Origin of the sequence: Streptomyces blattellae (assembly GCF_009709555.1) — a bacterium.
Lineage (GTDB): Bacteria > Actinomycetota > Actinomycetes > Streptomycetales > Streptomycetaceae > Streptomyces > Streptomyces blattellae.
This window is the reverse complement of record NZ_WJBG01000069.1, coordinates 1-617: the sequence shown is the minus strand read 5'-3', so window position 1 is coordinate 617 and position 617 is coordinate 1. Positions and strand designations below refer to the sequence as shown.

General features: G+C 70.5%; 1 protein-coding gene. It reads right to left on the bottom strand.

From position 1 onward, the window contains the following. Nucleotides 1–617 (bottom strand): ISAzo13 family transposase (locus tag GFH49_RS01560; protein WP_155053910.1); only part of this gene is annotated, 617 nt, incomplete at both ends.

The following is a 617-nucleotide window of genomic DNA, read 5'->3' as shown; positions in this document are numbered from 1 at the left end:
CGACTGCGTGCCACCAGCGGCGCAGGGTCTGGACGGCGAAGGCGGCTGTGTCGTGATCACAGCCGACGCTGACCCAGCCGGCATCCGCCGCCAGGTCGTAGATCCCGTACGGGATGGCCTTGCCCAGCTCCCGGTCTGGGAAGTCGTGTGTCTGCACCCGCACCGGCTCGCCCGCGCGGTGCCACTCCTGACCGGCGTTCTTGTAGTTGCCGACCAGCTCCTTCTTCTTGGTGTCCACGCTGACCACCGGGTCCCCGGCCGCCTGGAACTCCTTGGCCCGCTCGTTGATATAGCGGAACTGCGCATCCCTGTCCGGGTGCTGGGCGCCTTCGACGGTCTTGGCGTTGCCCTGCAGGCTGAAACCCTCCTCACGCAGCAGGGCCGCGACCGTATCCGCCGAGACTCGGTGGCCGGCCCGGGTCAGCTCCGCGGCCAGGCGCCGGGTCGACTTCGTCGTCCACCGCAGCGGCGACATCGGATCCCCGCGCACATCCGGCTCGACCAACGCCAGCAGTGCGGGCCGCAGCCCCGGATCGAGATCCACGACCCGCTTGCGGCCGCCGCCTTCCCGCCGAACCCGTCCCAACGGCGCTTCGCCGGACTCCAGTTCAGCCGCC